The organism is Azohydromonas sp., from assembly GCF_035325925.1.
Classification (GTDB): Bacteria; Pseudomonadota; Gammaproteobacteria; order Burkholderiales; family Burkholderiaceae_C; genus Calidifontimicrobium.
The window spans coordinates 31897-58844 of record NZ_DAOKZA010000011.1 but is presented as its reverse complement, the minus strand read 5'-3'; the positions used below and the strand labels follow the sequence as shown (position 1 = coordinate 58844).

Genomic DNA, 26948 nt, shown 5'->3' with positions numbered 1-26948 from the left:
GCTACGCGGCCAGCCCCAGCGACGCGGCGTCGCCGCGGCCCTCGCGCACCAGCACCGGCACGTCGCCGCTGAGGTCGATCACGGTGGTCGGCTGCATCGGGCAGGCGCCGGCGTCGACCACCGCCTGCAGCAGCTTCTGGAAGCGCTCGCGGATCTCGTGCGGGTCGTTCATCGGCTCGGTCTCGCCGGGCGCGATCAGCGTGGTGGCCAGCAGCGGCTGGCCGAACAGCGCCAGCAGTTCCTGCGTCACGCGGTGGTCGGGCACGCGCAGCCCGATGGTGCGCCGCGACGGGTGGCTCAGCCGCCGCGGCACCTCCTTCGTCGCCTCGAGGATGAAGGTGAAGGGCCCGGGCGTGGCCAGCTTGAGCAGCCGGTACTGGCGGTTGTCGACCCGTGCGAACCGCGCCAGCTCCGACAGGTCGCGGCACAGCAGCGTCAGGTGGTGCCGGTCGTCGACCTGGCGGATGCGCCGCAGTGCCTCGGCGGCCGCCTTGTCGTCGAGGTGGCACACCAGCGCGTAGCTCGAGTCGGTCGGGATGGCCGCGACGCCGCCGGCGTGCAGGATCTGCGCCGCCTGCCTGAGCAGCCGCGGCTGAGGGTTGTCGGGGTGGACCTCGAAGTACTGCGACATCGGCGCATTGTCCGCCAGCACCGCCGCGCTTCACGCCGGCTTCAGCCTGCACCGCTAAGCTCGCGCGATGGCGCAGGTGCGGCACCCCGAGGTGGCCGACGCGGCGACCGGCGTGGTCCGTGACCGCGCCGTGCGGCCGACGCGGCGCTGGTGGCTGCAGGTCGGCGCGCTGGCTTCGCTCGCGGCCGCGTCGCGATTCGCGCTGTTGGCCGCGGTGCTGGGCAGCGGCGACGTCACACTGCATGTCGACGAGGCGCAGTACTGGGACTGGTCGCGCGAGCCGGCCTGGGGCTACTACTCGAAGCCTCCGGTCATCGCGGCGCTGATCGGTGCTTCGACGGCGCTGTTCGGCGACGGCGTCGTGGGGGTCAAGGCGCTCGCGATGCTGTGCTGGCCGGCCGCCGCGCTGGTGCTGGCACGCCTGGCGTTCGCGATCGCGCGGCACGAAGGCCACGGCATCGCGGCGGCCGAACGCGCCGGCGTCTGGGCCGCCGTCGTGTTCCTCGTGTCGACGCCGGCCGGCGTGCTCGGCCTGGCGGCAACCACCGACGCGCCGCTGTTGCTGGGCTGGTCGCTGGCGGCGCTGGCGTTATGGCATGCGTCGTGGGTCGGCGGCCATCGAGCGTGGGCGATGTTCGGCGTGGCGGCGGCACTCGCGATGCTGTCGAAATACACGGCCGCCGCGCTGGCGGTGGCTGCCGTCGCGGTCGCCTTCGTCCCGGCGGGCGGTCCTCGCGGCCCGACAAGGCGGCGACAACGGGCGACGGGGCCGCTGCTGGCCGCAGCCGTCGTGCTGGCGGCGCTGGCGCCGCACCTCGCGTGGAACGCGGCACACGGGTGGCCGACGTTGCGGCACACGGTCGAGATCACCGCCGCGGCGACGCCGCTGGCGCCGGGGCGCGCCGCGGTGGCGTTCGTGTCGTGGCTGCTCGGGCAGGCCGTGCTGCTGGGGCCGGTGTGGGGGTGGTGGCTGTGGCGGCACGCGCGACGACCGGCGCGCCCGGCGTCGGCCGGCCTGAGGGTGTACCTGGCCGCGCTGGTGTGGCCGCTGCTCGGTCTCGGCGCAGTGCAGGCGTTGCACGCCGGTGCCGAGGTCAACTGGACCGCGCCGGTGCTGGTCGGGTTCACGCTGTGGCTGGCGCTTCGGCTCGCCGAGTCACCCGAGGCGTCGCCGGCGCTGGCCAGCGCACGCCGGCTGGCGTGGGCGCAGGCCCTGCTGGTGGCCGCGGCGATGTTGATCCCGGCGCTGGTGCTGCGGGCGATGCCGGACGCCGCAACGCTGCCCAAGGTGCTCGACGCGTGGTCGCGCATGCGCGGGTGGGGCACGGCGTACGGCGAGTTGCGCGCGCCGCTGCGGCAGGCGCTGGCCGAGATGCCCGGCGCGCCCGTCGTCACGACGAGCCGCGCGCTGGCGGCGCAGGGTCGCCATCGCTGGCGCGACCTGGCGCTGGACTGGCGCGCCTGGCGGCCGCTGGACGATGCCGGTCGGCCGCGGCCGGCGCGCGACCACTATCAGCTCACGCGGCCGTGGACGCCGCGGCCTGGACAGGCCGTGATCGTGCTCAGCGAGGGCGACCCGCCGCCCGCGCTGCGCAGTCAGCTCGTCGACTGGCGGCCTCTCGGCGCCGCCGACGCGGTGCAGGCCGGCGCGCACCGCGTGCCGCTGCGGCTGTGGCGGGCGTCGGTGCCGATGGAGGCCGCGCGGTGAGCCGCGCGTCGCGGCGGCGCCTCGTGACGGCGCTGCATTGGGTGCCGCTGGGGTTGCTCGGGCTGGCGTTCGTGGCCTGGCCGGGTCTCGACCTGGCGATCAGCGCGGCGCTGCACGACCCGCTTCGTGTCCCGGCCTTCTTCGCCGCCGAGCACCCCCTGGTGCGGGCGTCGTACGTCGCCGTGCCGTGGCTGGGGCGCGGCGCGTTGCTGGCTGCCGCGGCGGTCACGCTGTGGCCGCGCCCACGCGCCGGCCGATGGCGCCGGCGTGCCGCGCTGCTGCTGGGCGTGGCGGTGCTGGCCAACGGCGCAGTGGTGTCGTGGCTGCTGAAGGACCATGGGGGACGCCCGCGGCCGCTCGCGGTGCACGAGTTTGGCGGCGACCAGCCCTTCGTCGCCGCGCTGCGGCCCGGCGGGCCGTGCGACCGCAACTGCTCGTTCGTCAGCGGTCACGCGGCGACCGGGTACGCGCTGATGGCCGTGGGGCTGCTGTCGGCACCGGCAATCCGCCGCCGCTGGACCGCCGCCGGGTTGGCCGCTGGCACCGCGATCGGCGTCGGGCGGGTGCTGCAGGGCGGCCACTTCGCCAGCGACGTGGTGTTCGCCGCGATCGTCGTCGGTGGCGTGTGCGCGCTGCTGCGCACGGCGTGGCTGCACGCGCGGCTGCGGCGCCGCCGCCGGCGCCTGGCGCCCCGGTGCGCGACCTGAAGGCGCGCGCCGCGGTCAGTCGCCGATCGTGTCGACGGTCACCGGCGACGGCGGGCGCTGCCCCGGCGCGCTGCGCACGTTCAGCCAGGCGCTGGTGGCGCCGCAGGCGGCGATGACCGCCATGCCCAGCGTCGCCCAGCCGTCGGGCACGTGGCCGAACGCGACCCATCCGGCGGCGGTGGCGAAGACGATCTGGAGGTAGGTGAACGGCATCAGCAGCCCCACCGGCGCGGTGCCCATCGCCAGGATCAGCAGCAGGTGGCCGACGGTGCCCAGCAGCCCGACCAGCAGCAGCAGCGCCAGCGTCGACGGGGCCGCGGCGGCCAGCGCCGGCCGGGCTTCGACGCCGGGCAGTGCGATCAGCACCGCCGAGCTCAGCGCGGCGCCGATCAGGCCGGTGTACAGGTGCGTCGTCAGCGGATGCTCGTGGCCGGCGAGCCGGCGCGTGAGCACCTGGAACGCCGCGTAGCACAGCGCGGCCAGCGCCGGGATCGCCGCCGCCCAGCCGAACAGCCCGCTGCCGGGGCGCAGCACGACGAGCACGCCGGCAAACCCGCCGGCCACCAGCACCCAGCGCAGGCGCGAGATGCGCTCGTGCAGCAGCGTCGCGGCGACCACCGTGACGATCACCGGGGTGACCATGATCACCGCGGTGAACTCGGCCACCGGCAGGTGCTGCAGGCCGACGAATCCCAGCGCGCTGACGCTGAGCAGCAGCACGCCGCGCAGCAGCTGGAAACGCGGGTGGGCGCTGCGCCACAGCGACCGCCGCGACGGCACTGCCAGCCACAGCGCCATCGCCAGCGCCTGGAACGCGTAGCGGGCCCACAGCACGACCAGCACCGACATCGTCGCGCCGATGACCTTGACGCTGGTGTCGAGCACGGCGAAGCAGGCCGCCATCAGCGCGATCAGCGTCACGCCCAGCAGCGGGCGCGGTGCCGGCAGCGTGCCGGCGTGCGCGGTCACGGACGGTCCACGCGCTGCGCCAGCGCCTGCCACACCGGCGTCAGGCGACCGGGCAGGTCGGGCAGGGCGCCGAGGTCGGTGCGGCTCTCGTCGGGGTCGTGGAAGTCGCTGCCGCGCGAGGCGAGCAGGCCGAACTCGATCGCAAGCTCGGCGTAGGCCGCGTACTCGGCGGTGCTGTGGCTGCCGGTCACGACCTCGACGCCGCGCCCGCCGTGGGCGACGAACTCGACGAACAGCGCGTACTCCTCGGTCGGCGTGAAGCGATAGCGCGCCGGGTGCGCGATCACCGCCACGCCGCCGGCGTCGGTGATCCAGCGCACCGCGTCGCCGAGCCGCGCCCAGCGGTGCGGCACGTACCCCGGCTTGTCTTCGACGAGGAAGCGGCGGAACACCTCGTGCGTGTCGGCGCAGTGGCCGGCCTCGACGAGGAAGCGCGCGAAGTGCGTGCGCGAGATCAGCTCGGGGTTGCCGACGTACTTCAGCGCGCCTTCGTAGGCGCCGCGGATGCCCACCTGCGCCAGGCCGGCAGCCATCTCGCGCGCGCGGCGCTCGCGTCCGCCGCGGGTGGCCGCGAGCCCGTCGCGCAGCCGGGCGTCGTCGGGGTCGAACCCCAGGCCGACGACGTGCACGGTGCGGTCGGCAAAGGTGACCGAGACCTCGCAGCCGGTGAGGTAAGGCAACCCCAGCGCCAGCGCCGCGTCACGGGCGCGACGCTGACCGCCGACCTCGTCGTGGTCGGTCAGCGACCACAGTTGCACGCCGTTGGCATGCGCCCGTGCGGCCAGCGCCTCGGGGCTGAGCGTGCCGTCCGACACGTCGGAGTGGCAATGCAGATCGGCATTCAGTAAGCTGGGGTCGTTCACCGACGGATTGTAGGGGGATACCCTTGGCCCCACACCCGCAAAGCCCGCCCGAGACGCCCGAGACGACGCGTCGCGCAAGCCGCTCGGCGCTGGTCGACACGTTGCTCGGCGCGATCGCGGCGCTGCCGGTGATCGCCGTGCTGATCGGCTCGGGCGACCTGTTCGTCGCCGTCGCCGCGCTGCTGCCGGTGGCGGTGATGGCGGTGTGCTCGCTCGACCCGCCCGACATCGCGCAGCTCGCGGCGCGGCTGCGCGACCAGCGCCGGCGTTGACGGGTTCTCGCGATCAGCCGTCGCTGCGCTCGAGGCGCACGATGCGCGCGTCGGCGCTGTCGGTGAGCACGTAGATCCAGCCGTCGGGGCCCTGTCGCACGTCGCGGATGCGCGCGTTGAGCGATCCCAGCAGCCGCTCCTCGCCGACCACGCGGGTGCCCTCCAGGCGCAGGCGCACCAGCACCTGCGAGCGCAGCGCGCCGAGCAGCACGCTGTCCTTCCACTCCGGGTAGCGCGGGCTGGTGACGAAGGCCAGGCCGCTCGGCGCGATCGAGGTCGGCAGCCACAGGTGCGCCGGCGCAACGACGTCGGCACGCTCGGTGCCCTCGCCGATCCTCGTGCCGGTGCCGTAGTTGCGCCCGTGGGTGATCACCGGCCAGCCGTGGTTCCTTCCGCCTTCGGTCAGGTTCAGCTCGTCGCCGCCCTGCGGGCCGTGTTCGTGCGTCCACAGCGCACCGGTGGCCGGGTGGATCGCCGCGCCCTGCACGTTGCGGTGGCCATAGCTCCAGATCTCGGGCCGCGCGCCGGCGCGGCCGACGAACGGGTTGTCGGCCGGCACCCGGCCGTCGGGCTCGATGCGCACCACCTTGCCGATGTGGTTGTCGAGCACCTGCGCATCGTCCTTGCGCGAGTTGCGGTCGCCCAGCGTGACGAACAGCCGACCGTCGCGCGCGAACGCCAGCCGCGAGCCGAAGTGGTGGCTGCCCGCGACCTTGGGGTGTTGGCGGAAGATCACCTGCACGTCGGCGAGGCGGCTGCCGTCGAGCCGGCCGCGCGCCACCGCCGTGCCGTTGGCGTCGCCCTCGGCGCCCGGTTCGCTGTAGGTCCAGTAGACGAGGCGGTTGTCGGCAAAGTTCGGATCGAGCGCGACGTCGAGCAGCCCGCCTTGCCCGCCCGCGGCCACCGGCGGCAGCCCGGCCAGGGGCGCGCCGAGGGTGCCGTCGCGTTCGACGATGCGCATGCGTCCCGGCCGCTCGGTGACCAGCATGCGGCCGTCGGGCAGGAACGCCAGGCCCCAGGGGTGCTGGAGGCCCCGCGCGACGGTGACGGGCTTCAGGTCGACGGCCGTCGCCAGGAACGGCATGAACAGCAGCAGGGCGAGGGCGAGCGTTTGCGGCAGGCGCATGGCAGCGGGGTGCAGAAGGTGACGACGACGCAGTTCGACGTCGTCCGCCGCGGGAAGTTCGCACGCGGGCGCGACGCGACGCGTTCAGTCGACGCCGGTGGCGGCCTCGAGCACCATCTGCACGCGCTGCTGACCCTGGTACTCGTCGAGCGCCAGCCGCCAAGCCACCCGTGCGCGCGCCGGCAGCGGCTCGGTGCGGCCGAACCAGATCGCCTCGCGCGGTGCGGCGCGCGCATCGCCCGCGCGCGCGAGGCGCAGCTTCAGGTGGCGCTCGCCGACCAGGCGCTGTGCCAGCACGTCGACGACCTCGCTGAACAGCGGCGGCTCGAACGACGGGCCCCAGACCTGCGCGTCGAGCACGCGCGCGGTCTCGGCGTTGTAGTACTCGACCGGCAGCGCGCCATCGGTGCGCCAGCGCCGCTGCAGCGTCGCGTCGTCGAGCCACTCGGCGGCGACGCGCACGAAGGCGTCGGCGAAGCGCGCGAACTCGGCTTCGGCGAGCGTGCAGCCGGCGGCCATCGCGTGGCCCCCGAAGCGCAGCAGCACGCCGCGCTCGCGCTTGGCGACCAGGTCCAGCGCGTCGCGCAGATGGAAGCCGGGGATCGAGCGGCCCGAGCCCTTGAGCAGCCCGTCGGCGCCGCGTGCGAAGACGAAGGTCGGGCGGTGCAGCCGGTCCTTCAGCCGCCCGGCGACGATGCCGACCACGCCCTCGTGGAACGACGCGTCGAACAGTGCCAGCGCCGGCGGCGGCGCACCGGCTGGCAGCAGCGCGTCGAGACGCAGCTGCGCCTGCTCGCGCATGCCGGCCTCGACCTCGCGACGCTCGCGGTTGATCGCGTCGAGCGCGCGTGCCAGCTCGGCGGCGCGCGCCGCGTCGTCGGTGAGCAGGCACTCGATGCCCAGCGTCATGTCGGCCAGCCGCCCGGCGGCGTTGACGCGCGGGCCCAGCGCGAAGCCGAAGTCGAAGGTCGCGGCGCGCGACGGGTCGCGCCCGGCCACCGTGAACAGCGCCGCCACGCCCGGCTGCATGCGCCCGGCGCGGATGCGCTTGAGGCCCTGCGCGACCAGCCGACGGTTGTTCGCGTCGAGGCGCACGACGTCGGCCACCGTGCCCAGCGCGACGAGGTCGAGCAGCGCGTCCAGCCGCGGCTGCGCGCTGCCGGCGAAGGCGTCCCGCTCGCGCAGCCGTGCGCGCAGCGCGAGCAGCACGTAGAACATCACGCCGACGCCGGCGATCGACTTGCTGGCGAAAGTGCAGCCGGGCTGGTTCGGGTTGACGATGACGTCGGCGTCGGGCAACACGACGCGGCCGTCGTCGACCGCCGGCAGGTGGTGGTCGGTGACCAGCACGCCGATGCCGTGAGCGCGCGCGTGGGCGACGCCGGCGACGCTGGCGATGCCGTTGTCGACCGTGACCAGCAGTTGCACGTCCGGCACGCGCTCGCGCGCGAGGTCGACGATGGCCGGCGTGAGGCCGTAGCCGTGGCGGGCGCGGTCGGGCACCACGTAGTGCAGCGTCGCCGGGTCGGCGCCGAGCAGGCGCAAGCCGCGCAGCGCGACCGCGCAGGCGGTGGCGCCGTCGCAGTCGTAGTCGGCGACGACGCACACCGGCGCGCGTGCGGCGATCGCATCGGCGAGCAGCGTTGCGGCGCGGTCGGCGCCGAGCAGCGTGCCCGGTGGCAGCAGGTGCTCGAACGCGTCGTCGAGTTCGTCGGCGCTGCGGATGCCGCGCGCCGCGAACAGCCGCGCGAGCAGCGGGTGCACGCCGGCCTGCTCGAGGGCGAAGGCCACGCGCGGCGGCACGTCGCGCACTTCGAAACTCGGCGGCGGCATGTCGTCGCGCCCTGGCCCAGACGGTGCGTTCACAGTGACTCCAGCAGTTCGGCCGCATCGGCGCGGCGCGGGCCGAACCAGCGCCGCCAGCGCCCGCGCGGCGCCGGCGCGCAGTGCAGGGCGCTGCGCTCACCGCACAGCGTCAGCGACACCGTGTCGCCGCGGCGCACCGCGGCGTGGATGGCGGCGACCGGGCCGGCGTCGATCGCGCGCCAGGCCTGCCGCCATGCATCCCAGTCCTCGGCCAGCGCGCCGGCGCGCAGCCGCGCATCGACCACCAGGCCGGGCGGCGTCGACGCTCGCTGCAGCGCGCCGCAGCCGCTGAGCCACAGCGCGTTGACGGTGTGCAACCCCTGCGCCTCGCGAGCGTCGTTGACCGGGTGCGTGTACAGCAGCATCTGCGCCTCGTTGAGCAGCCGGCCGAGCGGCGCGGCCGCGCGTGCGTCGAGCAGCCAGCGGTCGACCGGGCGGCCGATCACGCGGTCGGGCGACGCGGTGGGCAGTTCGCGCAGCGACCTGTGCGCCGCGAGCCAGGCGTCCGGGGCGAGCCACAGCATCGCGAACCCTTCGCTGGTGAACAGCGGCGCGACGGCGTCGAACAGCGCGCGCGATGCCGCCTCGTCGAGCGCCAGCGCCGCCGGGTCGAGCAGGCTGACCTGGTCACCCACGTGCAGGTGCACCGGGGTCAGCCGGCCCCAGGCGAGGTCGTCGGTGTCGACGCCGGACTGCGCCGCGGCGTGCGCGGCCCAGGGCAGGCACCCGTCGGCGCCGGCCAGCCCCAGCGCCCGCGCCAGCGCGCGCTCGTGCGGCGGCGACAGCGAGAACTCGTCGCCGTCGTCGCGCGTGCGCAGGCCCAGCAGCGGCAGCAGCGTGTCGAGCGCGGGCAGCGACAGCGAGCGCAGTGCCCGGCGCCCGGCGTCGGACAGCGGCGCGGCGAACGGGACGATCAGGTGCATCGGGCGCGATTATCCCGACGGCGCCGCGGCGCCGCGGAGGGGTCGGTTAGCATGCCGCCGCGATGAACCCCCTGTACGAGCTCCAGGTCGGCTGGCGCTACACGCGCGCCGGGCGCGCCGGCCGGCGCAACGGCTTCATCTCGTTCATCTCCGGGGTGTCGATGCTGGGCATCGCGCTGGGGGTGGCGGCGCTGATCATCGTGCTGTCGGTGATGAACGGCTTCCAGAAGGAGGTGCGCGACCGCATGCTCAGCGTGATCTCGCACATCGAGGTCTACGCCGCCGACGGCGCCGCGCTGGCCGACTGGCAGGCCACCGCCGACGAGGCGCGTCGTCACCCGCAGGTGCGCGGCGCGGCGCCCTTCGTCGCGGCGCAGGCGCTGGTGGCGCGCGGCGACACGATGCGCGGGGCGATCGTGCGCGGCATCGAGCCGGCGCAGGAGGCCACGGTGACCGACCTCGCGGCGCGGCTGCGCGACACCACGCTCGCGCCGCTGCGCGCCGGCGAGTGGAACGTCGTGCTCGGCGGCGAACTGGCGCGCCAGCTCGGTGTCGCGGTCGGCGACAAGGTCACGCTGATCGCGCCCAGCGGCCAGGTCACGCCGGCCGGCGTGGTGCCGCGGCTGCGCCAGTTCACGGTGGTGGGCACCTTCGACGCCGGGCACTACGAGTACGACAGCGCGCTGGCGCTGATCCACCTGCGCGACGCGGCGGCGCTGTTCCGCACCGAGGGGCCCACCGGCGTGCAGTTGCGACTCGGCGACGTGCACGCCGCGCGCAATGTGGCCTACGAACTGAGCGGCACGCTGGGCGGCGACGTGGTGGTGCGCGACTGGACGCGCACCAACCGCAACTGGTTCGACGCGGTGCAGATCGAGAAGCGGCTGATGGCGATCATCCTGACGCTGATCGTCGCGGTGGCGGCGTTCAACCTGGTGTCGACGCTGGTGATGACCGTGACCGACAAGCGCGCCGACATCGCGATCCTGCGCACGCTGGGGGCGAGCCCGCGATCGATCATGGGCATCTTCGTCGTGCAGGGCGCCACCGCGGGCATCGTCGGCACCGCGGCCGGCGTGGCGCTCGGCCTGCTGGTGGCGTTCAACGTCGACGTCATCGTGCCGGCGATCGAGCGGCTGCTCGGCGTCGCCTTCCTGCCGGGCAGCATCTACCTGATCAGCCGCATGCCCAGCGACCCGCAGGCGGGCGACATCGTGCCGATCGCCGTCGTGTCGCTGGTGCTCGCGTTCCTGGCCACGATCTACCCGAGTTGGCGCGCCAGCCGCGTCAACCCGGCCGAGGCGCTGCGTTATGAGTGACGCGCCGGCCGTGCTGCGCGCCGAAGGGTTGCGCAAGCGCTTCCACGAGGGGCCGCTCGACGTGCAGGTGCTGCGCGGCGTCGACCTGGCGGTGCACGCGGGGCAGACGCTGGCGGTGGTCGGCGCGTCGGGTTCGGGCAAGAGCACGTTGCTGCACCTGCTCGGCGGCCTCGACGCCCCCAGCGCCGGGCGCGTGTGGCTGCAGGGCGAGGAACTGTCGGCGATGGATGCCGCGGCGCAGGGCCGCTGGCGCAACCGGCACCTGGGCTTCGTCTACCAGTTCCACCACCTGCTGCCCGAGTTCAGCGCGCTCGACAACGTCGCGATGCCGCTGCGCATCCGCCGCCAGCCGCCGCGCGAGGCGCAGGCCGCCGCGCGCGAGGTGCTCGAGCGCGTCGGGCTGGGCGCGCGCGTGCAGCACCGTCCGTCGGAGCTGTCCGGCGGCGAGCGCCAGCGCGTGGCGCTGGCGCGAGCGTTGGTGACCCGGCCGGCCTGCGTGCTTGCCGACGAGCCCACCGGCAACCTCGACCGCGACACCGCCGACGCGGTGTTCGAGCTGATGCTGGGGCAATGCCGCGAGCGCGGCATGGCGCTGGTCGTCGTCACGCACGACTCGGCGCTGGCGGCGCGCTGCGCGAACGCGGTGCGGCTGGTGGCGGGGCGCATCGGCGGTGACGGCTGACCCGGGCGGGTGCGCCCGGGTCAGCCGCGTCACATGATGCGGTGGAACCACAGCACCGACAAGCCGGCGGCCAGCAGGGTCAGCAGTGCGCCGAGCGCGGCGAACAGGCCGCTGATCTCGGTTTCCTTCTTTTCCATCACCATGCGGCTGGACAGGCTCTCGTAGACCTTCTTCAGGTCCTGCGCGGTGCCGGCGTAGAAGTACTCGGCGCGCGTGATCTGCGAGATCTGCTTGAGCGTGTCCTCGTCGAGGCGAACGCGCATGGTCCAGCCCTCGAAGCCGATCGTGTCGCCCTCCTTGGTGCCGATGCCGACGGTGAACACCTTGACGCCACGCTCGGCGGCCATCATCGCGGCCTCGATCGGGTCGGGGCCGGTGGTGCGCTGGCCGTCGGTGAGCAGGATGATCGCCCCAGACGCGTAGGACCCCGGTTCGACCGGCGTGAACTCCTTCTTCGGCGGCTGCTGGCCCAGCGGCAACGGCATGTTGCGCTGGCCGGTGACCTGGCTCAGGTCGATGCCGGCGTCGGGGAACATCGCCGCCAGCGACAGGATCAGCCCGCTGCCGATCGCGGTGGCACGCTGCAGCTGGAAGCGGTCGATCGCGGCGACCACGTCCTCGCGGCTGAAGGTGGGCGGCTGCACGATCGCCGCAGTGCCGGCGAAGCTGACCACGCCCACGCGCACGCTGCGCGGCAGGTCGACGAGGAACGCCTTGGCGGCTTCCTGGGCGGCAACCAGGCGGTTCGGCTCGACGTCTGCGGCGCGCATGCTGCCCGAGACGTCCATGGCCAGGATGATCGTCTGCTCCTGCAGCGGCAGCGTGATGACGGCGGTCGGGCGCGCGGTGGCGATCAACATCGCCGTGATCGCCAGCAGCAGCAGCACCGGCGGCACGTGGCGGCGCCAGCCGGGGCCCCTGCCCATCGCCTCCTTGACCAGCGCCAGATGCGCGAACGGCAGCGCGACCTTCTTGCGCCGCCGCAGCAGCCACAGATACAGCAGCACCAACAGCGGCACCGCGACCAGCGTCCACAGCAAGGTGGGCCACAGGAACGACATGGCTCAGCCTCCTCGCACGTTCAGGTGGGCCGGCAACGCGCCGCCGGCGGCGAGCTGCGTGCGCCGCTTGCGCAGCTGCACGAAACGCGTCAGCGTGTCGGCGAGGTCGTCGTCGGTGGCGAGTTCGATCGCGTCGACGCCGGCGTGCGACAGGCCCTCGCGCAACTCGGCTTCGCGCCGTCGCGCGGCCGTCGCGAAACGGTGGCGGAAGCCCCGCGCCTGGGTGTCGACGACGATCTGCTCGCCGGTCTCGGGGTCCTGCATCACCAGCAGCCCGAGGTCGGGCAGGTCCATCTCGAGCGGGTCGTACAGCCGCACCGCGATCACCTCGTGGCGCGCGGCCAGCTGCCCCAGCGGCGCGTCCCAGCCGGGCGCGCTGATGAAGTCGGAGACGACGAACACGATCGAGCGGCGGCGCACCGTGTCCAGCGCGTGGCGAAGCAGCGTGGCCAGTTGCGTGCCCCCCGGCATCGGCTGGCGCCCCGCGGCCGGCGTCGCGCTCTAGCCCCTCGCGCGCCCCGCCGCCCGGGCGTCGGCTGGCGCGGCGGGCGGTGCAGCATGCGATGCGCCGGCTCGGGCCCGCGGATGCGCAGGCCGCGCGCCGGCACCACGGTGTCGACGCGGTCGCCGTACAGCAGCGCGCCGACGCGGTTGCCGCGCCGCGTCAGCAGCCGCGCCAGCAGCATCGTGAACTCGACCGCGACGTCGTGCTTGCTGCGGGTCGAGCCGAAGCCCACCGACGGGCTGAGGTCGACGAGGAACCACGCGGTGACGTCGCGGTCCTCGGTGTACTGGCGCACGTGCGGCACCTGCAGCCGCGCGGTGACGTTCCAGTCGATGTGTCGCGGGTCGTCGTGGTGCTGGTACTCGCGCAGGTCGGCCAGGTCCAGGCCAGTGCCGCGGAACAGGCTGCGGTAGTCGCCCTGCAGCGCGCCGTCCAGCCGGCGCAGCACGGTCCAGTCGAGGCGGTGCAGCATCGCCTCGGCGCGGCCGGGCGACCGCGCACGCTGCGCCGGCGCGGCGGCCTCAGGCCGCAACCTGGACATGCGCCTCCAGCGGCCGGTCGGGTGCCGGCACGCGCTGCATGATGCGCGCCACCAGCGCGTCGGCGTCGAGCCCGTCGGCCAGCGCCTCGTAGCTCAGCGACAGGCGGTGGCGCAGCACGTCGGGCGCGATGTCGAGCACGTCCTCGGGCAGCACGTAGCCGCGCCCGCGCAGGTAGGCCAGTGCGCGCCCGCCCTCGATGAGGCTGATCGTCGCGCGCGGGCTGGCGCCGAAGCTGAGGTACTTGTCGATCTCGCCCAGGCCGACCCTGGCCGGCTCGCGCGTGGCCGCGACCAGCCTCACCGCGTACTGCACCAGCGACGGATCGACGTAGACCTTGCGGCAGTCGCGCTGCAACTGCTGCAGCTGCAGCGTGTCGCACACCGGCACCACGTCGATCCTCGGGCCGGTAACCCGGTCGACGATGACGAACTCCTCGTCCTCGCTCGGGTAGCCGACCAGCACCTTCATCATGAAGCGGTCGACCTGCGCCTCGGGCAGCGGGTACGTGCCCTCGGTCTCGATCGGGTTCTGCGTGGCCATCACGAGGAACGGCTCGGGCACCTTGTGCGTCTCGCCGGCGATCGTCACCTGGCGTTCCTGCATCACCTCGAGCAGTGCGCTCTGCACCTTGGCCGGCGCGCGGTTGATCTCGTCGGCGAGCAGCAGGTTGGTGAACACCGGACCCAGCGTGGTGCTGAAGTCGCCGGTACGCTGGTTGTAGATGCGCGTGCCCACCAGGTCGGCGGGCACGAGGTCGGGCGTGAACTGGATGCGCTTGAACTGGCCGCGCAGCGCCTGCGCCAGCGTCTTCACGGTCAGCGTCTTCGCCAACCCCGGCACGCCCTCGACGAGCAGGTGGCCCTGCGCGAGCATCGCCACCAGCACGCGCTCGAGGAAGCGGTCCTGCCCGACGACGACGCGCTTGACCTCGTACAGCACGCGTTCCATCAGCGCGCCGGTCTCGGCGGCCTGGCCGGCCAGCGTGTTCGTGCTCATCGTCGTCAGTCTCCTGGTCGGGGGTCAGAACGGGGGCAGGCCGGCGCCCGCGGCGGCCGACTCGATCGGCACGGCAAAGCCGATGCCGACGAAGAAGCGCTCCTGCACCGGGTTGTAGATCGCGGTGACGATGCCGACCACCTCGCCGCCGTCGGTCACCAGCGGGCCGCCCGAACTGCCCGGGTTGGCCATCGCGTCGAACTGGATCAGGTTGGTCAGCAGGCGCTCGCCGTCGGGCGAGCGGAACTCGCGCTTGAGCCCGGAGACGACGCCGTGCGACACCGTCGGCCCGATGCCGAACGGGAAGCCCACCGCGGTGACGCGGTCGCCCGGCCGCAGGTCGCCGGTGCTGCGCATCGTCGCCGACTTCAGGTCGTCGGGGATGCGGTGCGCGCGCAGCACGGCCAGGTCGTTCTCGGGCATCACGTTGATCACCGACGCCGTCGACTCGAGTCCGTCGGCGAACACCACCTGAATGTGGCGCGCCCCGGCGACCACGTGCAGGTTGGTCAGGATCACGCCGCTGTCGACGATGACCACGCCGCTGCCGACGCTGCTGCCTTCCTCGTCGTCGTCGTGCTGGTCCTCGGTCTTGGGTCTGGCGCTGCCGCCCTTGCCCGGGGCCGGCTTGGCCGCGGCCGGCTTGTCGTCGGGCGCGTGGGCGCGCCCGACCACGCGCACCACCGACGGCGCGACCGCTTCGTACGACTTCGCCGCCGGCGCGGGCAGCGGCTGGGTGTTCAGCGTGTGCAGCACCGCCTGGTCGATGTGCTTCTGCGTGATGACCGGCGACGTGCCACGGACCGCGTCGGCCCACCAGCCGGGCAGCGCGACGGCGAGCGCGCCGACCACCGCCCACAGCCACGGCGGACGGCGCTGCAGCCAGGCGCGCCAGCGGCGCGCCGGCCGCGCGTCGGCAGGCGGGACCGCGCCCGCGGCAGGCGCAGGGGACGCAAGCGCACCCACCGCCGGCGCCTCGGTGGTCGCCGCCGGCGCGGCATCGGAGGTCGCGGCGCCGGGCGTGCGCGTCGGCGAACGGCTGTACAGCGGTGTGCGGTTCGTCCTGCGGATGGTCATCGGCGTCTTCCCGACCGAGGCTCGTGCCTACGGTAGCACGGGCGATGCCATCGTGCATCATCCGGGGCATGCCCGACCCGCAGCCACGGTGGATCGATTCGCACTGCCACCTCGACGCCGCCGAGTTCGCGCCCGACCGCGACACGGTCGTGGCGCGCGCGCGCGCCGCCGGCGTCGATACCATGGTGCTGCCGGCGGTCGACGTGGCGTCGTTCGAGGCCGTGCGCGCGCTGGCGCACCGCCACGGCCTGGCGTATGCGCTGGGCATCCACCCGCTGTACGTGCCGCGCGCCGCCGACGCCGACCTCGACCGTCTGCGCGACGCGCTGCGGCGCTGGCGCGACGACCCGCGGCTGGTGGCGGTCGGCGAGGTCGGGCTGGACCACTTCGTGCCGCCGCCGGCCGGCGACCCGCGCCGCGAACGCGAGACGCGCTTCTACGTCGAGCAACTGAGGATCGCGCGCGACGCGGCGTTGCCGGTGATCCTGCACGTGCGCCGCTCGGCCGACGCCCTGCTCGCCGGACTGCGCCGCATCGGGGTTCGCGGCGGCATCGCGCACGCCTTCAACGGCAGCGCGCAGCAGGCGCGCGGCTTCGTCGAGCTCGGCTTCGCGCTGGGCTTCGGCGGCGCGATGACCTTCGAGCGCGCGCTGCGGCTGCGCGAACTCGCCGCGACGCTGCCCGACGACGCGCTGGTGCTCGAGACCGACGCGCCCGACATCGCGCCGCAGTGGCTGTACCGCACCGCGGCCGAACGCGCCACCGGCGCCGTCGCGCGCAACGAGCCGGCCGAGCTGCCGCGCATCGGCGCCGCGCTGGCCGCGTTGCGCGACTGCAGCGTGGCGCACACCGCCGCGGTGACCGCCGCCAACGTGCGGCGCGTGCTGCCGCGCATGGCGGCGCTGCAGGCGGCAGGGGCCGCGGCGTGAGCCGGCGACGGCCGCCGCCGCTCGTCGGACTGCCGCCGGTGGTCGCCCCCGGCGCGCGGCTGCTCGTGCTCGGCAGCTTTCCGGGCGTTGCGTCGCTGGTCGCGCGGCAGTACTACGCGCACCCGCGCAACCACTTCTGGCCGATCCTCTCGGCCCTGTGGGGCGTCGACCTCGTCGCGATGCCGTATCCGCAGCGTCTCGACGAGGTGCGCCGGCGCGCGCTGGCGATCTGGGACGTCTACGCCGCGTGCCGTCGCGAAGGCAGCCTCGACAGTGCGATCGAGGACGCGCGGCTCAACGACCTGGCCGGTCTGGTCGGGCGCACGCCGACGCTGCGCGCGATCGCGCACAACGGCGGCGAGTCGGCACGCGCGATGCGCGTCACGCGCGCGCTCGGCGTGCCCGTGCTGCGGCTGCCGTCGACGAGCCCGGCCAACGCGAGCTGGTCGTTCGAGCGCAAGCTCGCGGCCTGGCGCGAGGCGCTGCAGGCCTGCGAGGTGGCGTGATGGGCCGCGTCGTGCTGGCCGAGGCCACGGTGTCCGAGCACGAGGGCGTGCGCTACCTGCACCTGGGCACGCCGTGGGTGCAGGGCGCGATGCGGCTGCGCACGCCGCTGCGCATCGAACTCGAGTACGTGCAGCGCATGATGGCGTGGATGCTGTGGCGCGATCCCGCCGAGCTGACCCGGGGCCACGCGGTGCAGCTCGGGCTGGGCGCCGGCGCGCTGACGCGCTACTGCCACCGCGTGCTGAAGATGCGCACCACGGCGGTCGAGCTCAACCCGAGCGTGATCGCCGCGTGCCGCCACTGCTTCCGCCTCGGCGACGACGACGACCGGCTGCAGGTGGTCGAAGGCGACGCGGCGCGCTGGCTCGCCGAGCCGGGCCACCGCGGCAGCGTGCAGGTGCTGCAGGTCGACCTCTACGACCACGATGCCGCCGCGCCGGTGCTCGACGACGCCGCGTTCTACGCCGCGTGCCACGCCGTGCTCGCCGACGGCGGCGTGATGACCGTCAACCTGTTCGGCCGCCGTGCCAGCCACGCGCAGAGCATGTCGCGCATCGCCGAGGCCTTCGGCGCCGACGTGCCGTGGTCGCTGCGCCCGACGCGCGAGGGCAACAGCATCGCGGTGGCCGCGCGCGGCGTGCCGCTGCCGGCGCGCGCGCAGCTGCTCGAACGCGCCGCGGCGATCGAGCAACGCTACGCGCTGCCGGCGCGCAAGTGGCTGAGGATGCTGCGGCCGTGGCCGCCGCCGTAGGCCGGGCGCTGCGGCCGCACGCGCGCACGGCCGATGGCACACTGCACGCGACCGACCCCCGCCCGCCACGATGACCGCCGCCGCCTCCCCGAAGCCGCGTGCCGGCGAGCGCCTCGACTGGCGCTCGCTGCTGCAGTGGCTGCACGACGACGGCCTGGTCGACGCCGACGCCGCGGCGCGCGTGCGTGCGCGCTTCGGCGCCGGCGACAGCCGCCTGCACGCGCTGGTGCGCCTGGGCGGCGCCGGGCTGGCGCACGCGCGCAGCGGCAAGCCGCTCGACGCCGAGGCGCTGACCGAGTGGCTGGCCGCGCGCGTGGGCATGCCGTACCTGCGCATCGACCCGCTGAAGGTCGATGTCGGCCGCATCGCCGACGTGATGAGCGTGCGTTACGCCGAGAGCCGCCACGTGCTGCCGGTGACCGTGGGCCCCGGCGAGATCACGGTGGCGACGTGCGAGCCGTTCGACACCGCCTGGGTCGCCGAGATCGAGTCGCACACCCGCCGCAGCGTGCGTCGCGTGCTCGCCAGCCCCGACGAGATCGCGCGCTACACGGCCGAGTTCTACACGCTGGCGCGCTCGGTGAAGGCGGCGAGCCGAAGCGGCGAGGTCTCGCCGATCGCCAGCTTCGAGCAGCTCGTCGAGCTCGGCCAGGGCAACAAGCAGCTCGACGCCAACGACGCCGGGGTGGTGCAGGTCGTCGACTGGCTGTGGCAGTACGCGTTCGACCAGCGCGCCAGCGACATCCACCTCGAGCCGCGCCGCGACATGGGCGCGATCCGCTTCCGCATCGACGGCGTGCTGCACACCGTCTACCAGGTGCCGATGCCGGTGCTCGGCGCGATGACCGCGCGCATCAAACTGCTTGGGCGCATGGACGTCGTCGAGCGCCGGCGGCCGCAGGACGGGCGCATCAAGACCAAGCGCCCCGACGGCGGCGGCGAGGTCGAGATGCGGCTGGCCACGCTGCCCACCGCGTTCGGCGAGAAGATGGTGATGCGCATCTTCGACCCCGACACCGCGGTCAAGGGCATCGAGGCGCTGGGCTTCTCGCCGCACGATGCGCAGCGCTGGCGCGAGCTGATCGCGCGGCCGCACGGCATCGTGCTCGTCACCGGGCCCACCGGCAGCGGCAAGACGACCACGCTGTACTCGACACTCAAGCAGCTGGCCACCGACGAGGTCAACGTGTGCACCGTCGAGGACCCGATCGAGATGGTCGAGCCGGCGTTCAACCAGACCCAGGTGCAGCCGGCGCTCGACCTGGGCTTCGCCGAGGGCCTGCGGGCGCTGATGCGACAGGACCCGGACGTCATCATGGTCGGCGAGATCCGCGACCTGCCCACCGCCGAGATGGCGATCCAGGCCGCGCTCACCGGCCACCTCGTGTTCAGCACGCTGCACACCAACGACGCGGCCGGCGCGATCACGCGACTGGCCGACCTGGGCGTGCCTTCGTACCTGATCGGCGCCACCGTGATCGGCGTGCTCGCGCAGCGGCTGGCTCGCACGCTGTGCCCGGCGTGCAAGAAGCGCGACGAGGCGACGACACGCGAGACGCTCGACGCGGTGATCAAGCCGTGGCGGCTCAAAGGCGGCGTGCGCCCGTGCCGTCCGGTGGGCTGCCTCGAGTGCCGCATGACCGGCTACCGCGGCCGCGCCGGGCTGTACGAGCTGCTGCTGATGAGCGACGCGGCGCGCGCCGCGGTGCACCCGACGATCGACGTCGCGGCGCTGCGGCGCGTCGCGCTCGCCGAAGGCATGCACCCGCTGCGCCTGGCCGGTGCGATGAAGGTGGCCGAGGGCGTGACCACGCTCGACGAGGTGCTGCGCACGACGCCTGCGTGGTCCGACTGACCCGACGTGGCGCTGCGCCGCGGCTCGCGCGCGAGCTGGGACACCGGCGGCGCGTAAGCGTAATCCACATTCGCCCGCAACAGGCCGCTGCCTAGAATCGTCCGCGATGTCGCAGGCTCAGCAGGGGGGGCGATGAAGATCAAGAGCCAGAAGGACTTCTGGTCGGGTGTGATGTTCATGGCGGTGGGAATCGCCTTCGCGTGGGGCGCCACGTCGTACAGCTTCGGCGCCTCGGCACGCCCCGGGCCCGGCTACTTCCCCTTCGGTCTGGGCGTGCTCCTCGCGCTGCTCGGCGCGCTGATCCTGTTCTCTGCGCTGACCATCGAGACCGACGACGGCGAACCGGTGGGCCGCATTGCGTGGCGGCCGCTGTCGATCCTCACGGCGGCCGTGGTGCTGTTCGGGCTGACGCTGCCGTCGCTGGGCATGGTGGTCGCGCTGCCGCTGATGATCGTCGTGTCGGCGCTCGCCGGCGACGAGTTCCACTGGGGCGAGGCCATCGCCAGCAGTGTCGTGCTGACGGTGGCGAGCTGGTTCATCTTCATCTGGGGTCTGGGCCTGACGATCCCGCTGTGGCCGAAGTTCATCGGCTGAGGGGCACGCCATGGACCTGATCGCCAACCTGTCGCTGGGCTTCCAGACGGCGCTGTCGTTCCAGAACCTCGCCTACGCCTTCCTCGGCTGCCTGCTCGGCACGCTGATCGGCGTGCTGCCCGGGCTGGGGCCGGTGGCGACGATCGCGATGCTGCTGCCCAGCATCTACGCGCTGGACGCGACGCCGGCGCTGATCATGCTGGCCGGCATCTACTACGGCTCGCAGTACGGCGGCTCGACGACCGCGATCCTGATCAACATCCCCGGCGAGTCGGCGTCGGTGGTCACCGCGATCGACGGCTACCAGATGGCGCGCCAGGGGCGCGCCGGTCCGGCGCTGGCCACCGCGGCGCTGGGCTCGTTCTTCGCCGGCACCGTGGGCACGATGATCATCGCCGCCTTCGCGCCGCCGCTGACCGAGGTCGCGTTCAAGTTCGGCCCGGCCGAGTACTTCTCGCTGATGGTGCTCGGCCTGATCGGCGCGGTGGTGCTGGCGTCGGGCTCGCTGATCAAGGCCATCGCGATGATCATCCTCGGGCTGCTGCTCGGGCAGATCAACACCGACGTGATCTCCGGCGTGCCGCGCTTCTCGTTCGACATCCCCGAACTCACCGACGGCATCAACTTCGTCGCCATCGCGATGGGCGTGTTCGGCTTCGGCGAGATCCTGGCCAACCTCAGCCGTCCGTCCGAGCACCGCGAGGTGTTCACGAAGGACGTCAAGGGCCTGTGGCCGACCAAGGAGGACTTTAAGGAGGCGGCGCCCGCCGTGCTGCGCGGCACCGCGCTCGGCTCGATGCTGGGCATCCTGCCCGGCGGCGGCGCGCTGCTGTCGTCGTTCGCCGCCTACACGCTCGAGAAGAAGATCACGCGCAACCCGCGCGTGCCGTTCGGCAAGGGCGCGATCCAGGGCGTCGCCGGCCCGGAGAGCGCGAACAACGCCGGTTCGCAGACCTCGTTCATCCCGATGCTCACGCTGGGCATCCCGCCCAACGCGGTGATGGCGCTGATGGTCGGCGCGATGACGATCAAGGGCATTCAGCCCGGCCCGCAGGTGATGACCAGCAACCCCGACCTGTTCTGGGGGCTGATCGCGTCGATGTGGGTCGGCAACCTGATGCTGGTGGTGCTGAACCTGCCGCTGATCGGCATCTGGATCAAGCTGCTGACGGTGCCGTACCGGTTCCTGTTCCCGGCCATCATGACGTTCTGCTGCATCGGGCTGTACACGCTGAACAACAACAACTTCGACGTGTTCATGGCCGCCGGCTTCGGCATCGTCGGCTACGCGTTCTGGAAGCTCGGCTGCGAGCCGGCGCCGCTGCTGCTGGGCTTCATCCTCGGGCCGATGATGGAGGAGAACCTGCGCCGTGCGCTGCTGCTGTCGCGCGGCGACTGGAGCACCTTCATGACGCGTCCGCTGTCGGCGTCGCTGCTGATCGCCGCGGCGCTGATGGTGGTCATCGTCGCGCTGCCGTCGATCCGCCGCAAGCGCGAGGTCGCGTTCCAGGAAGCCGACTGACGCGACGCAGGCGTTCGGTCGTCGACGCCGCCGCGCGGGCGGCGTCGGTTCGCCTGCCACGGCGCCGCCGCGCGCGCAGCGTGTCCACCGTGCAGCGGCAGCCCCGGACCACGACCGCCATCGACGCGTCGACGCCGCTCAACTCGACGGCGGCTTCGCGTGCCCACGGGGCCGCCGGAGCGCCGATCTCGACGCGGTGGCGCGCCGGCGATGTCCGCCCGGGCGTCGCGGTCGGACCTGCGCCCGATAATCGCCCGATGATTCCGATCAAGACCGCCTCCGCGTGGCGGGGCACGGCCGACTGCCGCAACTGCGGCATCCGCGAGTCGGTGCTGTTCGCCGACCTGCGCGAGGAGGACTTCGCACTGATCCACGCGCCGATCGACGACCTCGCGTTCGACGCCGGTGCGACGCTGGTGCATGCCGGCGAGCCGGTCAGGGGCGTGATGACGCTGCGCACCGGCATGGTCAAGCTGGTGCGCATGGCCAACGACGGGCGCGCGCGCATCGTGCGCGTGCTGCGCACCGGCGACGTGATCGGGCTCGAGGCGCTGGCCGCCGAGGTCTACGAGAGCGACGCCGTCGCGCTGACGCCGGTGGGCGTGTGCCGCATCCCGGCGGCGGTGATCCACCGCCTGAACCAGGACACGCCGCGGCTGCACCACCAGTTGATGCAGAAGTGGCACCGCTCGCTGCGCGAGGCCGACGACTGGCTCGCCGAGCTGAACTTCGGCAGCGCGCGCCACCGCGTCGCCCAACTGGTGCTGAGGATGCGCCACGACGCCGACCCGACGCTGACCACGCTGTTCGCCCGCGACGACATGGGCGCGATGCTCGACCTCGAGCTCGAGACCGTCAGCCGCGCGATCAACCACTTCGTCCGCCAGGGCTGGATCACGGCGCTAGACCGCACCGGCCGCAGCTACCGCGTGCTCGACGCGCAAGCGCTGGCCCTGCTCGAGTGACCGCCGCATGTCCGGCCCACCACCCCGCGCCCGCGGGGCCCCCGCGATGTTCCGCTACGACAACCCCTACCCCAGCGTGCGCGTGCCGGTGTTCGCGCGCAACCTCGTCGCCACCTCGCATCCGCTGGCCGCGCAGGCCGGGCTGCGCATGATCGCCGCGGGCGGCAACGCGGTCGACGCGGCGATCGCCGCCGCGGCCGTGATGGCCATCGTCGAGCCGTGCAGCAACGGGCTGGGCGGCGACGCGTTCTGCATCCTCTGGGACGGATCGCGGCTGCACGGCCTGAACGCCTCGGGCGGCGCGCCGGCGGCATGGACGCCCGACTACTTCCGCTCGAGGCACGGCGCCGCGGCCACCACCCCGCCCAAGCACGGCTGGGACTCGGTGACGGTGCCCGGTGCGGTGGCCGGCTGGTGCGAGCTGTCGCAGCGCTTCGGCAAGCTGCCGTTCGCCGACCTGCTGGCACCGGCGATCGACGTGGCCGAGCGCGGCTACGCGGTGCCGGTGGTCGTGCAGCACAAGTGGGCCGCGGCGGCACGGTCCGAACTGGCCGGCCAGCCGGGCTTCGCCGAAGCCTTCCTTCCGCACGGCCGGGCGCCGCAGGTGGGCGAGCGCTTCGCCTTTCCCGCTGCCGCGCGCACGCTGCGCCTGATCGCCGACACGCGCGGCGAGGCCTTCTATCGCGGCGAGGTCGCCGCCGCGATCGCCGCGCACGCACGTGCGCACGGCGGCGCGCTCACCGAAGCCGACCTCGCGGCCTGCCGCGCCGACTGGGTCGAGCCGCTGGCGCTCGAGTACCGCGGCCACACGCTGCACGAGATCCCGCCGAACGGGCAGGGCATCGCGGCGCAGATGGCGCTGGGCATCGTGCGCCACTTCGACCTCGCGTCGCTGCCGGTCGACGGCGTCGCCTCGCAGCACCTGCAGATCGAGGCGATGAAGCTCGCCTTCGCCGACGCGTACCGCCACGTCGCCGACCCGCGCGCGATGCGCGTCGCGCCGGCGCGGCTGCTCGACGCCGACTACCTTGCGTCGCGCGCCAGGCTGATCGACCCGACACGCGCGCAGGACTTCGGCTCCGGCCTCCTGCCGCGCGGCGGCACGATCTACCTCGCGGCGGCCGACGAAAGCGGCATGATGGTCAGCTTCATCCAGAGCAACTACATGGGGTTCGGCTCGGGCGTCGTCGTGCCGGGTTACGGCGTGAGCCTGCAAAACCGCGGACACGGCTTCACGCTCGACGCCGCGCACGTCAACGTCGTCGCGCCGGGCAAGCGTGCGTTCCACACCATCATCCCCGGCTTCCTGAGCCGCGACGGTGCGCCGGTGATGAGCTTCGGCGTGATGGGCGGCGACATGCAGCCGCAGGGTCACCTGCAGACGCTGGTGCGCATGCTCGACCACCGCCAGAACCCTCAGACCGCCTGCGACGCGCCGCGCTGGCGCTGGGCCGACGGCACGCTGCTGGTCGAGCCGGGGTTCGACGCTGGCGTCGTCGACGGGCTGCGTGCGCTCGGCCACGAGGTGCGGTTGTCGACCGACAGCTACCAGGACTTCGGCGCCGGCCAGTTCATCTGGCGTCTCGGCGACCCGGCGGTCGACGGCTGCGTCGGCGCCAGCGACGCGCGCCGCGACGGGCTCGTCGCCGGCTACTGACCGGGGCGCTCGAGCGTCGGGGCACGGCGCATCCGCCGGCGGGCGTGCACGGCCACGAGCACGCGGCGTCGCACCCGGCGCACGCACCCGGCCCGTCACGACCGCGCGTTCGCGCAGGGCATCGCGCTCAACGTCGGCTTCGTCGCCGTCGGGGCCCGCCGGCGCCGTAGGCGCGCTCACAACGGGCGGGTCACGGTCACCGTGCCGGGCTCGTCGGCCTCGTGCGCGACGCTGAAGCCGAGCTGGCGCGCGAGCCGCAGCATGCGGCGGTTGCCCGACAGCACCACGCCGCGCATCGTCTTCAGCCCGCGCGCGCGCGCGGCGGCGATCAGCGAGCGCATCAGCACCCCGGCCAGCCCGCTGCGCTGCCACGGGTCGGCAACGGTCACCGCGAACTCGCACGCGTCGCCGCCGGGGTCGGCGACGCAGCGCGCGACGCCGATCCAGTCGCGGCGGCGCTGGCCGCTCTCGCTGGCGGCCAGCGCGATGTGGCGCACCTGGTCGACGTCGGTGAAGTACTTCAGCTTGGCCGGCGTGAGTTCGCGCAGGCTGCTCATGAAGCGCTTGTAGCGCGAGGCGGTCGACAGATTGCGCACGAAGTCGGCCTCGAGCGCGGTGTCGGCGGCGACGATCGGGCGCACCCGCACGCGCCGCCCGTCGTCGAGCCGGTGCACGCGCGCGCGCAGCGCCGACGCCGGCGCGCGTCGGCGTGCGACGCGGCGCGGCTGCCCCAGCGCCGCGACGAGGTCGTCGAGGCTGGCCGCCGCGCCCAGCTTGCCCGGCGGCAGCGCGGTGCCCAGGCGTTCGCCGAGCGCATCGAGCAGGCTCAACCAGTCCATCGAGTCGAGGTCGACCTGGTCGCGCAGCGGCTGTGCCGGCGCGATCGCCGCGAGGTCGGCCTCGGGGGCGATGTCGCGCAGCGCGTCGAGCACGCGCGTGCGCAGGTCGGTGGCGGGGTCCGTCGGCGGCGGCCCGGCGTCCTGGCCGCGACGCGGGCGATCGCCCGGCGCCGCGGCGACGGCGACGGGCTTCAGCGCCATGCCGGGGCGCGGTCGAGCCGGGCCAGGTCGAAGCGGTCGACCTCGCGCAGCAGTTCGACGAAGCGGTCGCTGACGTGGTCGATCACCGCACGGCCCTTGTCGGCGCTGGCGCGCGACGCGTCGCCGCACGCGCCGAGCGGGTTCAGGTCCTGCGTCTGCCAGCCGATCTTGCCGCTGCGCGTGATCGACAGGAAGCGGTGGCCCTCGGCGGCGAGTTCCTCGGTCAGCGAGCCGAAGCGCTGCGCGCGCTCCATGCGCACGTGCTGCGGCGCGAGCGCGAGCATCGCCGAGGTCTCGAGTTCGCCGCCGTGGATGCCGTGCTGCAGCTCGTGCTCGTCGAACAGCCCCGGGGGCAGCCCGAGCGTGAACCAGCTGCTGGCGACGACGAGGATGCCGTGGCGCTCGCGCAGGTCACGCGTGACGATGTCCATCGCGTTCGTCTGGCCGCCGTGGCCGTTGAAGAACACGAACTTGCGCACGCCGGCGCGCACCACGCTGTCGGCAATCTCGGTCCACAGCGCGGCCAGCGTGGGCAGCGACAGCGTCACCGTGCCCGGGTAGCGCGCGTGTTCGTTGCTCTTGCCGTAGGCGACGCCGGGCAGGAACAGCACCGGCAGTTCGGGCGGCAGCCGCGCGACGGTGGCGGCGACGACGCCGTCGACGATCGCCTGGTCGGTCGAGATCGGCAGGTGCGGACCGTGTTGCTCGACCGCGCCGATCGGCAGCACGGCGATCAGCCGCTCGCGGTCGAGCGCGGCGAACTGCTCGGTCGTCAGGTCCGACCAGCGGCGGCTGTGCGGCAGGGGCATGGCGGATCGGGTGGTGTCGCTGCGGCGGGCGCGTCGGCGGCATTGTGGCCTGCCCGGGCACCGGCCGGGCGGGCGAGGCGCCGCGCATGCCCCGCGACGGCGCGACGTCGCGCGCGCCGCTACCATCTCGGCCGATGTCTGCGACCCCCTCCGCGGCTGCGGCCGCCGCTGCGCCCGCGCCGCTGTGGCCCGGGCTGGCGCTGGCCGGCGTCGGCGCGGTGGCGTTCTCGGGCAAGGCGATCATCGTCAAGCTCGCGTACCGCCACGGCGTCGACGCAGTGACGCTGATCATGCTGCGCATGCTGTTCGCGCTGCCGTTGTTCGTGCTGCTGGCCTGGTGGGCCGGGCGTGGCAAGCCGCCGCTGACGGCGCGCGACTGGCGCGTCGTCGGCCTGCTCGGGTTCTGCGGCTACTACCTCGCGAGCTTTCTCGACTTCGCGGGGCTGCAGTACATCAGCGCCAGCTTCGAGCGGCTGATCCTGTACCTCAACCCGACGCTGGTCCTGCTGCTCGGCGCGCTGCTGTACGGGCGGCGCGTCGGTGCGCGCGAGTTCGTCGCGCTCGGCGTGAGCTACGCCGGCGTCGCGCTGGTGTTCGGGCAGGAGGCGCGGCTGGAGGGCGCGAACGTCGCGCTCGGCGCGGGGCTGGTGTTCGCCAGCGCGGTGAGCTACGCGGTGTACCTGGTGTACAGCGGCGAGGAGGTGCGGCGCCTGGGCTCGCTGCGCCTGACGGGCCTGGCGACCACCGTGGCGTGCGTGCTGTGCATCGCGCAGTTCGTGGTGCTTCGCCCGCTCGAGGTGGCGTGGAGCGTGGCGCCGGCGGTGCTTTGGCTGTCGCTGCTCAACGCGGTGGCGTGCACCTTCGCGCCGGTGCTGATGGTGATGATGGCCATCGAGCGCATCGGCGCCGCGCTGACTTCGCAGACCGGCATGATCGGGCCGATGAGCACGATCGCGATGGGCGTGCTGCTGCTCGGCGAACCGCTGACGCCGTGGCTCGCGATCGGCACCGCGCTGGTGCTGCTGGGGGTGTGGCTGCTGACGTGGCGGCGCACCGCGACCTGACGACGAGG

At 73.8% G+C, this 26948-nt stretch carries 25 protein-coding genes and 1 pseudogene; 14 read left to right on the top strand and 12 right to left on the bottom strand.

Going from position 1 to position 26948, the window contains the following annotated elements; all coding sequences use genetic code 11:
* Position 1 precedes the first annotated feature (1 nt).
* Positions 2 to 631 carry an L-threonylcarbamoyladenylate synthase gene (locus PKC53_RS06155; protein WP_324427362.1) on the bottom strand — a complete coding sequence of 210 codons (630 nt, stop codon included), beginning with the start codon at positions 629 to 631 and terminating at the stop codon, positions 2 to 4.
* A gap of 67 nt (positions 632 to 698) precedes the next feature.
* On the opposite strand from PKC53_RS06155, the gene PKC53_RS06150 reads away from it, so the two are divergent.
* Both PKC53_RS06150 and PKC53_RS06145 read left to right on the top strand, forming a co-directional pair.
* Complete coding sequence (locus tag PKC53_RS06150) at positions 699 to 2339, top strand: glycosyltransferase family 39 protein (protein ID WP_324427360.1); 1641 nt, start codon at positions 699 to 701, stop codon at positions 2337 to 2339.
* The gene (locus PKC53_RS06145; RefSeq protein ID WP_324427359.1) at positions 2336 to 3046 is read left to right on the top strand and encodes a phosphatase PAP2 family protein; all 711 of its coding nucleotides are present in this window, start codon (positions 2336 to 2338) and stop codon (positions 3044 to 3046) included. Before PKC53_RS06150 ends, PKC53_RS06145 begins: the two co-directional genes overlap by 4 nt.
* A gap of 15 nt (positions 3047 to 3061) precedes the next feature.
* Here PKC53_RS06145 and PKC53_RS06140 read toward each other — a convergent pair whose 3' ends face one another.
* The gene (locus PKC53_RS06140) at positions 3062 to 4015 is read right to left on the bottom strand and encodes a DMT family transporter (RefSeq protein WP_324427357.1); all 954 of its coding nucleotides are present in this window, start codon (positions 4013 to 4015) and stop codon (positions 3062 to 3064) included.
* Positions 4012 to 4878, bottom strand: a complete 867-nt coding sequence (locus PKC53_RS06135) for a 3',5'-nucleoside bisphosphate phosphatase (protein WP_324427356.1) — start codon at positions 4876 to 4878, stop codon at positions 4012 to 4014. The genes PKC53_RS06140 and PKC53_RS06135 overlap by 4 nt, the downstream gene beginning before the upstream one ends.
* 23 nt (positions 4879 to 4901) lie before the next feature.
* Between PKC53_RS06135 and PKC53_RS06130 the strand changes: the two genes are divergently transcribed.
* Positions 4902 to 5150, top strand: coding sequence for a hypothetical protein (locus PKC53_RS06130; protein ID WP_324427354.1), 249 nt, complete (start codon positions 4902 to 4904; stop codon positions 5148 to 5150).
* Between the two features lie 13 nt (positions 5151 to 5163).
* On the opposite strand, the gene PKC53_RS06125 is transcribed toward PKC53_RS06130, so the two are convergent.
* The 3 genes from PKC53_RS06125 to PKC53_RS06115 all read right to left on the bottom strand — a co-directional run bounded on the left by PKC53_RS06125 (position 5164) and on the right by PKC53_RS06115 (position 9065).
* On the bottom strand, positions 5164 to 6234 hold the full coding sequence (locus tag PKC53_RS06125; RefSeq protein ID WP_324427407.1) for a PQQ-dependent sugar dehydrogenase: 1071 nt from the start codon (positions 6232 to 6234) through the stop codon (positions 5164 to 5166).
* Positions 6235 to 6360: 126 nt separating this feature from the next.
* Entirely contained in the window at positions 6361 to 8109 is a 1749-nt protein-coding gene (gene recJ, locus PKC53_RS06120; protein WP_324427352.1) for a single-stranded-DNA-specific exonuclease RecJ, read from the bottom strand.
* 29 nt (positions 8110 to 8138) lie between these two features.
* Positions 8139 to 9065 (bottom strand): hypothetical protein, encoded by a 927-nt coding sequence (locus tag PKC53_RS06115; protein WP_324427350.1) that lies wholly within the window; start codon positions 9063 to 9065, stop codon positions 8139 to 8141.
* Between the two features lie 62 nt (positions 9066 to 9127).
* Between PKC53_RS06115 and PKC53_RS06110 the strand changes: the two genes are divergently transcribed.
* Together PKC53_RS06110 and PKC53_RS06105 are read left to right on the top strand one after the other, a co-directional pair.
* Positions 9128 to 10384: a lipoprotein-releasing ABC transporter permease subunit gene (locus tag PKC53_RS06110; RefSeq protein WP_324427348.1), complete on the top strand. Its 1257-nt coding sequence runs from the start codon at positions 9128 to 9130 to the stop codon at positions 10382 to 10384.
* On the top strand, positions 10377 to 11066 hold the full coding sequence (locus tag PKC53_RS06105; protein ID WP_324427346.1) for an ATP-binding cassette domain-containing protein: 690 nt from the start codon (positions 10377 to 10379) through the stop codon (positions 11064 to 11066). Before PKC53_RS06110 ends, PKC53_RS06105 begins: the two co-directional genes overlap by 8 nt.
* A gap of 29 nt (positions 11067 to 11095) precedes the next feature.
* Here PKC53_RS06105 and PKC53_RS06100 read toward each other — a convergent pair whose 3' ends face one another.
* The 4 genes and pseudogenes from PKC53_RS06100 to PKC53_RS06085 form a co-directional block, all read right to left on the bottom strand.
* On the bottom strand, positions 11096 to 12127 hold the full coding sequence (locus PKC53_RS06100) for a VWA domain-containing protein (RefSeq protein ID WP_324427344.1): 1032 nt from the start codon (positions 12125 to 12127) through the stop codon (positions 11096 to 11098).
* A gap of 3 nt (positions 12128 to 12130) precedes the next feature.
* Positions 12131 to 13104, bottom strand: a pseudogene (locus PKC53_RS06095) (DUF58 domain-containing protein).
* Positions 13105 to 13153: 49 nt separating this feature from the next.
* Positions 13154 to 14170 carry a MoxR family ATPase gene (locus PKC53_RS06090; protein WP_324427342.1) on the bottom strand — a complete coding sequence of 339 codons (1017 nt, stop codon included), beginning with the start codon at positions 14168 to 14170 and terminating at the stop codon, positions 13154 to 13156.
* Between the two features lie 24 nt (positions 14171 to 14194).
* Entirely contained in the window at positions 14195 to 15247 is a 1053-nt protein-coding gene (locus PKC53_RS06085) for a trypsin-like peptidase domain-containing protein (protein ID WP_324427340.1), read from the bottom strand.
* 68 nt (positions 15248 to 15315) lie between these two features.
* On the opposite strand from PKC53_RS06085, the gene PKC53_RS06080 reads away from it, so the two are divergent.
* The 8 genes from PKC53_RS06080 (at position 15316) to PKC53_RS06045 (ending at position 24027) form a co-directional block, all read left to right on the top strand.
* Positions 15316 to 16176, top strand: a complete 861-nt coding sequence (locus PKC53_RS06080) for a TatD family hydrolase (protein WP_324427338.1) — start codon at positions 15316 to 15318, stop codon at positions 16174 to 16176.
* Entirely contained in the window at positions 16173 to 16682 is a 510-nt protein-coding gene (locus PKC53_RS06075) for a DNA-deoxyinosine glycosylase (protein WP_324427336.1), read from the top strand. The genes PKC53_RS06080 and PKC53_RS06075 overlap by 4 nt, the downstream gene beginning before the upstream one ends.
* Positions 16682 to 17434: a spermidine synthase gene (locus PKC53_RS06070; protein ID WP_324427334.1), complete on the top strand. Its 753-nt coding sequence runs from the start codon at positions 16682 to 16684 to the stop codon at positions 17432 to 17434. The genes PKC53_RS06075 and PKC53_RS06070 overlap by 1 nt, the downstream gene beginning before the upstream one ends.
* Before the next feature lie 70 nt (positions 17435 to 17504).
* Positions 17505 to 19289: a GspE/PulE family protein gene (locus tag PKC53_RS06065; protein WP_324427332.1), complete on the top strand. Its 1785-nt coding sequence runs from the start codon at positions 17505 to 17507 to the stop codon at positions 19287 to 19289.
* A 132-nt stretch (positions 19290 to 19421) separates the two neighbouring features.
* Positions 19422 to 19883, top strand: a complete 462-nt coding sequence (locus PKC53_RS06060) for a tripartite tricarboxylate transporter TctB family protein (protein ID WP_324427330.1) — start codon at positions 19422 to 19424, stop codon at positions 19881 to 19883.
* Positions 19884 to 19893: 10 nt separating this feature from the next.
* The gene (locus PKC53_RS06055) at positions 19894 to 21405 is read left to right on the top strand and encodes a tripartite tricarboxylate transporter permease (protein ID WP_324427328.1); all 1512 of its coding nucleotides are present in this window, start codon (positions 19894 to 19896) and stop codon (positions 21403 to 21405) included.
* A 257-nt stretch (positions 21406 to 21662) separates the two neighbouring features.
* Positions 21663 to 22370, top strand: coding sequence for a Crp/Fnr family transcriptional regulator (locus tag PKC53_RS06050; RefSeq protein WP_324427326.1), 708 nt, complete (start codon positions 21663 to 21665; stop codon positions 22368 to 22370).
* Between the two features lie 46 nt (positions 22371 to 22416).
* On the top strand, positions 22417 to 24027 hold the full coding sequence (locus tag PKC53_RS06045; RefSeq protein WP_324427324.1) for a gamma-glutamyltransferase family protein: 1611 nt from the start codon (positions 22417 to 22419) through the stop codon (positions 24025 to 24027).
* A 176-nt stretch (positions 24028 to 24203) separates the two neighbouring features.
* Here the strand turns inward: PKC53_RS06045 and PKC53_RS06040 are convergent, their stop codons facing one another.
* Positions 24204 to 25067, bottom strand: a complete 864-nt coding sequence (locus PKC53_RS06040; RefSeq protein ID WP_324427322.1) for a GNAT family N-acetyltransferase — start codon at positions 25065 to 25067, stop codon at positions 24204 to 24206.
* On the bottom strand, positions 25058 to 25876 hold the full coding sequence (locus tag PKC53_RS06035) for a creatininase family protein (RefSeq protein WP_324427320.1): 819 nt from the start codon (positions 25874 to 25876) through the stop codon (positions 25058 to 25060). Before PKC53_RS06035 ends, PKC53_RS06040 begins: the two co-directional genes overlap by 10 nt.
* A gap of 134 nt (positions 25877 to 26010) precedes the next feature.
* Here PKC53_RS06035 and PKC53_RS06030 point away from each other — a divergent pair, with 134 nt between their 5' ends.
* Positions 26011 to 26940 carry a DMT family transporter gene (locus PKC53_RS06030; protein ID WP_324427318.1) on the top strand — a complete coding sequence of 310 codons (930 nt, stop codon included), beginning with the start codon at positions 26011 to 26013 and terminating at the stop codon, positions 26938 to 26940.
* Positions 26941 to 26948 lie beyond the last annotated feature (8 nt).